The organism is Microbacterium sp. P2_F9 (genome assembly GCF_056403635.1).
In genome coordinates this window covers 23370-33183 of sequence record NZ_JBFUFC010000020.1, presented here as the reverse complement: position 1 = coordinate 33183, position 9814 = coordinate 23370, and the positions used below count along the sequence as shown (strand labels likewise).

At 69.1% G+C, this 9814-nt stretch carries 2 protein-coding genes (1 of these 2 running past the window's edge); one reads left to right on the top strand and one right to left on the bottom strand.

The annotated features are described in order from the left end of the window. Positions 1-1422 (top strand): hypothetical protein (locus tag AC1DVT_RS03760; protein WP_477386651.1); only part of this gene is annotated, 1422 nt, incomplete at its 5' end. A gap of 92 nt (positions 1423-1514) precedes the next feature. Here the strand turns inward: AC1DVT_RS03760 and AC1DVT_RS03755 are convergent. After that, a protein-coding gene (locus AC1DVT_RS03755) for a Calx-beta domain-containing protein (RefSeq protein WP_477386649.1) crosses the window boundary here: on the bottom strand, positions 1515-9814 show its final stretch. It continues 23182 nt past the right edge of the window; the window shows 8300 of its 31482 coding nt (coding positions 23183-31482); its start codon lies off the right edge, out of view; the stop codon is at positions 1515-1517.

Below are 9814 nucleotides of genomic sequence, written 5' to 3'. Positions count from 1 at the left end.
CAGCTGCCCGGCGGCGTCACGCAGCTCGCCGCCGGTGCGGGCGGCATCTCGTCGGGAGCCACCGCGCTCGCCGGCGGCCTCGACCAGATCGCCTCGGGCATCGGCCTCGCCTCGAACGGTGCGACCGACCTGGCCGCCGGGCTCGATGGCGCTGCCACGAAGGTGCAGAGCCCCGAGCTGAATGGCGCCGCCCAGGCGACTGCCCAGTATGCGAAGACCGCCGCCGACCAGACCGCCGCCCTCGCCGGGAAGGTGGGCGGCGTCGCGCAGTCCGCCGGAGCCCTCGCCACGACCCTGGGCGGTCTCGACGCCGACTGCGCGGCATCGGGCGCGTCGGTGGACTACTGCACGCGCGTGACCGCTGCACTCAAGAGCGCACAGACCCTCGCGGCGGATGCCGGAGCTGCCGCGCAGGACGCCGGCGCGGCGGCCGTGAGCGCCGGCACGGCCAGCGGCTACGCCGCCCCCACGGCAGCCGGCATCGGCACGCTCACCTCGCAGACCAGCAGCGGACTGACGGATGCCGCAGACGGCGCGCGCGGACTCGCGAGCGGCCTCGACAAGCTGGCGGCCGGTACGACGCAGTCCGCGGACGGCGCACGCCAGCTCGCGAGCGGCGCGTCGCAGCTCTCGAGCGGCGGCGATCAGCTCGCCACCGGCGCGCAGAGCCTCGCCGACGGAGTAGCCCAGCTCGCCTCGGGCACCGACCAGCTCGCCACCGGACTCGAGACCGCGACCGAGAAGATCCCCACCTACACCGACACCGAAGCGGCCGACCTCGCGGACGTCGTCTCCAACCCGGTCGTCGCCAAGGGCGCGGGCACGAGCCTGTTCGGAGCTTCGGCGATCCCGCTGCTGGTGACCGCGGCGCTGTGGTTCGGCGGCCTGGCGACCTTCGTCGCCCTGCAGGCGGTCAGCCGCCGGTCGCTGGCCTCGCGCCGGCCGTCGGCGCTGCTCGCCTTCCGCGCCTTCCTCCCCGCCGCCGCGCTCGGCGCCCTGCAGGGGCTGATGGTCGCAGGCATCGTGCAGCTCGCCGCCTCGTACGACTGGTCGCAGTGGTCGCTGTTCGCGGGGCTCTGCGTCGCGGCCGGCGTCGCCTTCGCCGCGGTGAACCAGGCGCTCGTGGCCGTGTTCAGCGGCGCGGGCCGGTGGATCTCGGCGCTCGTCGGCGCACTGACCATCGCCACCGGCGTGGTCTCGACGGTGCCCGGGGTGCTCGCATCCGTCGCCTCGCTGATGCCGACCGCGCCCGCCTACAACGGCATGCTCGCAGCGCTGACCTCGACATCCGGAGTCGGCGCGGCCCTTGCCGGCCTCGCGATCTGGACGCTCCTGGCGTTCGGCGCGACGATCCTCGCGGTCGTCCGTCGCCGGACGGTCTCGGCACGATCGCTGCTGACGTCGTCGCCCGCCACCGCGTGATCGACGTCGCGTGACGCCGGGCCGCCGCGCGGGTCAGAGCTCCCCAATGCTCTGACCCGCGCGACGTCGACCCCCAGGCCTCCGCGCGGCTGCTACGTGATGGTGACTTTGCCGCTGGACTTCTTCAGGTTCGCCGCAGCGTTCGGCGTGAGCCGCACGATGAAGAACTCGTTCGGATCGCTCAGGCTGTCGCCCACGATCGTGTAGGTGATCGTCGCGGTGGTCTGGCCGTCCGCGAAGTTGACCACGCCTGAGCTCGCTCCGGTGTAGTCGCTGCCCGCGGTCGCGGTGCCACCGGGGTCGACGGCCCAGTTGATCGCAAGCGCACCCACCGACGACGATCGGGTCACCGTGACAGTCACGGTCTTGGTCGTGCCTGAAGCTCCCTCGGCCACGGAGACGTCCGCGATCGAGACGGTCTGCGGCGGTGGCGGCGCGCCGCCGTAGGCCGCGGCATCCGTCTTCAGGTGGTAGTCGGCGATCGACACGACCGTGCCAGTGCCCAGGCCGAACACTCCCTGTCTGCCATCGCCGAGCGGTGCGTTGAAGGTGATCGACGCGAGCACCTGCCCGGCGAAGGTGACGGTGACGACGTTCGCCTTCAGGACGATGTTGAGCAGGTAGTCGGCACCGGCGGTGAAGGTGCGGGCGATCGCATAGTCGATGACCCGGCCGGCACCGATGACGTGGCCGACGACGATGCGCTGGCCCGCGGTATCCATCGCGACGAACTTGTAGTCGGTGCTGGAGTACCAGTCGAACATGAACCCGGTCGTGCCGATCGCCTTGAAGGTCGTCTCGAGCTCGATGTAGGTGAGCGGGTCGAAGGTGGGCACCTTGGTGACGCCCTTGACGCTGGTGGCGACGCCGAGGAGAGCGGATGCCGACCCCCCGGTCGCGGTGCCTTCATAGCGACCGCCGGCCTGGGTCCATGTGCCGGTCTGCGGCGTCTTGGTGGCGTTGTCGGTGCCCTCGAAGTACTCGGTGCTGTCGAGGGTGATCGCCGGCGAGATGACGGTGAGGGCGATGTTGTCGAACAGACCGTGGGCGCCGTTGGATCCGAAGCCGACGAGACCCTTGTTGAGCGCGACCTGGTCACCGCCGATGATCCGTGGCAGGAACGTGTACGAGAAGGCGTTCTTTCCGTCGATCGTCACGGTGACGACCAGGCCGTTCACGACGACGTTGAGGTTGTAGTAGGTCCCGGCCTTCACACCGCCGGGCACGGTGCCCTGAGCGACGGTGTGCCAGCCGCTCGCGTCCCGGTAGCCGATGACCATCTTGTTCGTGGACTGGTCGACGCCGGCGAACTTGAAGTCCGTCGGGCTGAAGTAGTCGAAGATGACGTACGCGTTGGCCTTCCAGCCGCCCGTCGGCTTGTCCATCGAGATCTTGGCGGCAAGCTCGAAGTAGACGGTCTTGTAGGCGTCCGAGTACCAGACCGCAACCGCATCACCGGAGGTGTCGGTCGCCGTCACCTGCAGGATGCCCTGGGTGATCGTGAACGCCCCGGAGTCCGTGGCGAAGCCCTGCATCGTCCCGTCGTTGAAGTCCGATCCCCTCAGCGTGTCGCGCCGACCGCCCGGGATGTTGCCGGCCTGCGGGTCGGTCGGGCCGCCGGTCTGCGTCTGCCACAGGCCGTGGTCCTCCTGGCGGATCAGGCCCAGCTCGCCGTACGGCTCGCCGTTGCGCTGGGGGTTGCCCTCGCCATCGCTCGAGCGGGTCATGTCGACGCCCTGGCTGCGGCTCAGCGCGTACAGGAACTCCGGCAGCTGCGGCTCGTTCTGGCGGCTCACTGTCGCGATGCCGAACGGCGCGAACGGAACGAGGTAGCTGTTGTACTCCCCGACCCAGTCGATCAGCCGGTCGCCGCCCGTGTTGCCGATCAGGATGTCGACGCCCGCGCCGCCGTAGACGCGGTCCTGGAAGCTCGAGTTGACGCCATCGGGGGTGTCGTTGAGGTACGTGTCGCCCGTCTGCGTGCAGGTGCCGTTCGGCTGGGCCGTCACGCATCCGGAGTGCAGATCGTCGTCAGCATTGTTGAGATCGTTGCCCCAGCCGCCCCACAGCGTGTCCTGTCCGGTGCCGCCGACGAGCCAGTCGTTGCCGAGGTCGCCGAAGATGACGTCGCTGCCGTCCGTGGGCTGGTTGAGCTTGGTCGCGGTGCAGTTTCCCTGGTTGTCGACGGCGACGCACGCGCCGGGTGCCGCCACGTAGTTGCCGAACAGGTCCTCGTTGTTGAGGAAGAACTGGTTCGGGAAGAGGCTCGACGCCGGGCTGCCGGTGCAGGTGTGCCCGCTCGGGGTGTAGGACGTGCAGCCCCACGTCTGGCCGGCCGCATTGAAGCGGATCTCACGCCGCGGGTCGTACTCGTCGTAGAGGAGGAACTCACCCAGTCGCAGCGCGTTGTGGTGGTTGGAGTGCCACGCGTTGGTGTCGGCGCCGAAGTGCAGCACGTCTCCGGGGTTCCACGGGTGGGCGAAGTCGATGTACTCGAGGCCGCTCAGGTTGCCGGAGCCGTCGAAGTGCTGGTTGTAGCCGGAATCGGCGACCTTCGGTCCGTCCAGCCCGCCCCAGCCCCGGGTGTCGTCGGGGTCGGTGCCGATCGCCTCGGCGCCGCTGATCGCGTCGTCGCCCGCGCCGCCGTGGATCCAGTCCGATCCCCAGCCGCCGAAGATGATGTCGTCGCTGTTGTTGGCGTCGTACATCGGGGCGTCGACGACCTTGTTCTGGCTGATGTTCTCGTTGGGGCCGAGGTTGTAGACGGTGAGGTCGACGGCCTTCACGAGCTCGTTGGCGATGTTGATGGTCGCCGTCTGCACCTGGCCGGGCGTGTAGATGAACTCGTTGAGGACGTCGCCCTGGCTGGTCTTCGTGTCTGGGTCGAGCCTGCGGAAGCTCTTGATCCCGAACAGGGGCTCAGCGAGCTCCTGACAGACGGTCGTCGAGGACGCGAGGCATCCGGTGTTTCGGCTGGTGAAGATCCGGCCGTCGTCGCCCAGGATGCCGTCGGCTCCGGTGCCGCCCGAGATCCAATCGTTGCCCCAGCCGCCGATGATGTCGTCGTTCTGCGCGTCGCCGTAGATGACGTCGTGGTCGGCGCCGCCGTAAACGGTGTCGTCGCCGGTCTCGCCGTGGACCTCGTCACGACCGCCGATCTGCGTCGTCTTCCAGGAGCCCTGCGTCGTGTCCAGCACGTTCGAGCACGTCGGCTGGGTCGGCGAACCATTGGGGTCGGGGCAGTTGGCGCCGACCGGGAACCCGAAGTTCTCCGGCTTGAAGTCCGGCCCTCCGACCGTGTAATCGAGCAGGTGCACACCGCGGACGACGAGACGCTGCGTGCCCGCCACGATCGTCAACCCGGCCGCGAGCCCGCTGAAGGTGTCGTAGTTGAAGGTCAGGTAGTTCGGGTACGTGACCGGCTGAGTCGCGTCGAACAGGGGCGGCACACCCGTCGAGCCCTTGTTCCCGTTGCCATTGACGTCGCTGCCGCTGATGCCCACGATGCGGATGATCCGGCCGTTGTCACCGACGATCGTGTCGGCGTCGCGCGCGTCCATGTCCTGCGGGAGCGTCGAATCCACCAGTACCCCACCCGGCGCGGCGATGGTGCCCGCGACGCCACGTGTCTGGTCGTTGATGCCGATGCGCGTACCCGAGCCGCCGAAGATGATGTCCGCACCGCGGTCGTCGCGCACGCCGTACCAGTCGCCCGGGTCGGCGAGGCCGTCGGGGCGCTGCGCCGCGTTCGTCAGGCTGAAGAAGTCGCTCGAGCCGCCGACGATGTCGTCCTGGCCAAGTCCGCCGAAGATGCGGTCGTTGCCCGAGCCGCCCTCGAGGTAGTCCTGACCGTCGGTGGCGGCCTCGAGCGAGGCGACGACCACGAGTGTGCCGGTGAAGTCGCACACGACTGCGCCGGCAGGTCCGACGCATCCGGTCGGCGTACGGCTCGCCCCCGTGTGAATGGTGGTCTTCTGCAGGCCGTTGCGATCCTCGTCGGTCGCCCGAGCGAACGCACGCTCGYCGTCGCCGTCGCCCTCGAGCACGTCGTTGCCGACCTGGCCGAAGATCAGGTCATTCGCGGCGCCGCCGAGCAGGTGGTCGTTGCCGAAGCTGCCCGCACCGACGTCGCCGTGGTCGATCGCGTACGTGTGCCACAGTTCGTTGACGTTGTACTCGGCCCACCACGGTGCCCCATCGGGATCGCGGTAGGGACGCTCGATGCCGTCGGTGAGAAGTTCACCCGAGCTGTCGGCGGTCGGCACCGGGTGCAGCGGGGTCGAACCGGCGATCGGGCAGAGGTTCGCAGGATCGATGATGTCGCTGCGGCTGTACAGCAGCGTGCCGCAGAGCGTCTGGAAGCGTCCGCTCTCCCAGTAGCCCGGCGTCCGGCCGAACAGGACGTTGTCGCCGAACACGATGTCGTCGGCGGCATCGCCATCCACGAGGTCACTGCCTGCCCCGCCGACGAGCACGTCGCGGCCCAGCCCGCCGAAGATCGCGTCATCCGCTCCGCGCTGGATGTTGCGGCTCTCGATCGAGACGATCGTCGAGATCGCGGTGGTCTGGATCTTCTGCAGGCGGATGTCGGGAAGGTTCGTGTCGGCGGTGTTCCAGGCGTTCGGGCCGTCCTGGATCACGACGCCGTAGTCGCCGAAGATGATGTCGTCGAAGGCGGTCTCGGGGCCGGTCGGCACCGTTGCGCCGCGCGCCGGGTCGTCCTCGCCCCAGAGAAGGTCGCGGCCGGCGACGAGCAGCTCGTCGCGAACCGGCGATCCGTAGGGCTGGATCGTCGTGCCGTTGTTGATGTACCCGGCGCCGGTCACGCTCGGTCGCGGCGACCGGTCGGTCACGGCGATGTCGAGCGCGCGGGTGAAGATATCGACGTTGATGCCCGCGTCGCCGTAGATGTGGTCGACTCCGCGCATGCCGCGGATCTCGTCGTCGCCCGAGCCGCCGGCGAGGTGGTCGCCCGCCTGGCTGCCGATGATGAGGTCGTCACCGAGGCCGCCGTAGGCCGTGATGCCGACCGTCGGGAGGTTGCTGCAGGTCGTGTTGCACACGATGTTCGAGAACAGGCCGCTCGCGTCGATGATGTCGTTGCCGGGGTTGTCGAACGGGTCGGCGAGGCCGAACAGCCACTCGTCGTCTTCGTTGCCCGCGTCGGGGATGTATGTGAACGGGTCGAACGGCTTCGGGCCGAACTCCATGCCGAGCACGTCGCCCGGACGACCCGAGTACCAGACGCCGTCCTGCGACGTGTCGCCGTAGACGACGAGCGGCGAGTTCGGACCCGCGGTGTTCGCCTGGTCGCAGGCGACGGTGCGTGCCCGGTTGGGGTCGGCCGGATCGATCGGCGAGGCGAGGTTGCAGACGGTGAGGATGTCGCCGCCCATCCGCTGGCCGCCGCTCTTGGCGTCTTCGTACCCCGTGATCGTCACGAACGTGGTGAACCAGGTTGCGACGTCGCCCACGAGCTTGACGGTCGGCTGCAGGGCCGTGTTGGTGAAGATGAGCTCGGTAGCGGTGACCGAGGCGACGGTGTAGACGCCGGGCAGGCCACTCACGCGGACCTGCATGCCGGCCCGGAATCCGGCGAATGCGCCGGCAGCGCCGACGAGCCGGTCGAACTTGATCTGGAACTGCCCGGTGACTTCGATCTTGAGCGGCTCGACGACCTGCACCGAGACGTTCTTCGTGCCCRCTGTGAGCACCGTGCCGGCCGGGGAGGCCGGGGTGGGCAGGATCGGTGCACTCAGGTACATGATCGAACCGGCGCCGCAGCCCGGGAACGGGTCGGTGACGAGACCGGTGCAGTCGAGGTTGCCGAAGCCCAGGATGAGGCGCGTGTAGGTCTCGCCGGCGAGCTGGATGTGCTGGTACGCGGTGCCGTACGGGTTGCCGGTGACGTATCCGCTGCCCGCGTAGCCGTTCGTGTACGCCCACGACAGGCCGTCGAGACGGGTCACGCCCAGCGCCGTTCCGGAAGGGGCTCCGGCCGGCGACAGTGCGACGATCATCTGGAAGTCGTTGCGGATCGGCGAGTTGCCGCCGCCGTGGACGGTGGTGAGGCCGCCCTGCGGTCCCGGCACGAAGACCGTGCGGGCTCCGCCCATCGCGCCGGTCATGAGGTCGCCGCGGGTGAGGGTGAGCACCGACGTGAGCACACCGCTGATCACGGTGTCGGTCACGGCGACGATCCGCCACTGGCCGACGACGTTTTGGATCCGCACGAGCTGGCCGACGACGAATCCATCTGCGGCCCAGCTGCTGCCGGACCGGCTGATCGTGCCGCCATCGCCCGCGCTGTTCGGTGCGACTGTGATCGTTCCGGTGAAGGTCACGGGGACGTCGCTGGCGATCACGGTCGTCGACGACGTCGCCGGCAGCACAGTGGTCGGCGCCCCTCCGCTGAGCAGCTGCAGGTACATGACCGTGTTGTCGGTCGTGTCGCCCGGGAACGAGTCGGCGAATCCCACGACCTTGAACTGCCGATCGGGCTGGTTGCCGATCGTCACCGTCTGGCCGATCAGGAAGCCCTGCGCCTTCCAGTCGAACGGCGCGCCGCGCGTGAGCTGGAAGCTTCCGGCCGGCGGCGCCCCGAACCCGGGGTAGGTCGCGGCGGTCGAGAGTGTCACGGTTCCCGTGAGCTTGACCGGCACGTCCGGCTGCAGAGTGCCCTGGATGTCCAGGCGATCGTTGCCCGAGCCGAGCAGCACGTTCACGACCTCGATCGTGGACTTCGCCGAGTCGGCGAGGTACGTGCCGTCGACGAACTGGATGCTGCCGAAGCTGATCCCGCCGGCGAAGGTGATGTGGCCCGCGTTCGTCGCCTCACCGTAGGTCTCGCCCGTCCCGACGAGGAAGTCGAGGTCCTTGGCCATGCCGAAGCCCGTGAGGCCCGTCTTGGTCATCACCCCGACGCCGTGGGCGACGCTCGAGTCGTTGTAGACGGTGAGGATGTCGATCTGCTTCGACTCCGGCGCCTGAGTGGCGATCGCGAACAGCGGGCCGTCCTGCTCACCGGGGAGCTTGAGTCCGAGCTCGAGCGAACGGTCGGCGCCGGTCACGCCACCCTCGACGGCCAGCGGACCGCGCAGGCGAGAGAGCAGGTGCGTGTTCGCCGGGAAGATCTTGACGCCCTGGCGCTGCAGCGGCTGCGAGTAGGACGTGTCTGCCTTGAGCTCGATCGGCTTCTCGGTCGCCCAGTCGCCGTTGAACGTGACGACCGCGGCGATGCGCCGGACGGTGAAGCCCGCGCCGGACGTGAGCGCCGTGAGTGTGTCGCCGCTTGCCGCCTCGAGTCGCAGCTCGAGGATGTTGTCCTTGCCGAGGTTGGTGCCGCGGATGACCGCGATCTTGGCCCGGACGCACGTGCCGCCCTTGCAGATCTCGACCCACTGGCCCTCGAGGAACCCGTCGCCCAGCCACGAGCTGCCCGCCGCGGCCGGGTCGCGGACGAGCCGCCAGCCGGCTGTCGCGGTGCCCGCCACGACCGTGGCGGATCCGTCCCAGGTGCCGACGCGGGTGAGGACGTTGATCCTGGCGCCCGTGATGGTGGCGGGCGCGCAGGCCGGCTGGCCGCTCTTCAGTGTGATGGCGGATGCCGTGACCGAGTCGATCGTGTAGATCGTCGGTCCGCAGGCCGAGATCGTGATGCGCTGATCCTTGAGGAAGCCTTCGTCGATGAAGCTGCCGAGATCGCTGCCGTTCGCCCGGGTGAGGAGGAGTCCGTTGATCGTGAGGTTGCCCAGGAAGCGGCGGCTCGGGACGTCGCCGCCGATCACCACGTAGTTCGTCGGGGTGACGGTGTCGATGCCGACCTTGACGACATCGGCCAGTCCGTCGGTCACGAGCGCGATCTGCACCTGGCCGTTGGGGGCCATCGTCAGGCGGATCGTGTAGCTGTCGTTGCACGTGGCGGGGTTGCCGCACGGCGCCAGGACCGTGTCGGTGCCGGTCGGGATCGAGACGACGTTCGGGGTCTCGTCGTCGTAGACGAGCACATCGGTGCGCTGCTGGCCGCTGCGCAGGTTCGGGAACGGATAGGCGTTCGCGGTGGCCGTCGCGGTGCGGGTCGTGTCGAGCGTGTAGTTGATGACCGCCGTCGTCGGGTCGCCCGGGTCGTCGTTGACGCGCGCGTGCACCTTGATGCGGACCGGGATGTCCCAGTTGCTCGCATCGAACCAGATCGAGTACCAGGTGCCGGTGCTGTCGGTCGTCTTCACCCAGCGCGGGTCGACGACGGGCGACGGGATGCCGCTGAAGTCGAGCGTGATGAGGCGCTGGCTGTCGGCATCCATCGAGATCTTGACCCAGACGCGGTCCGACACCGCGGTGCCGGCCGGTGCCTTCGCGAGCGACAGCAGGATGTCGTCGGTGCGCTCGACGC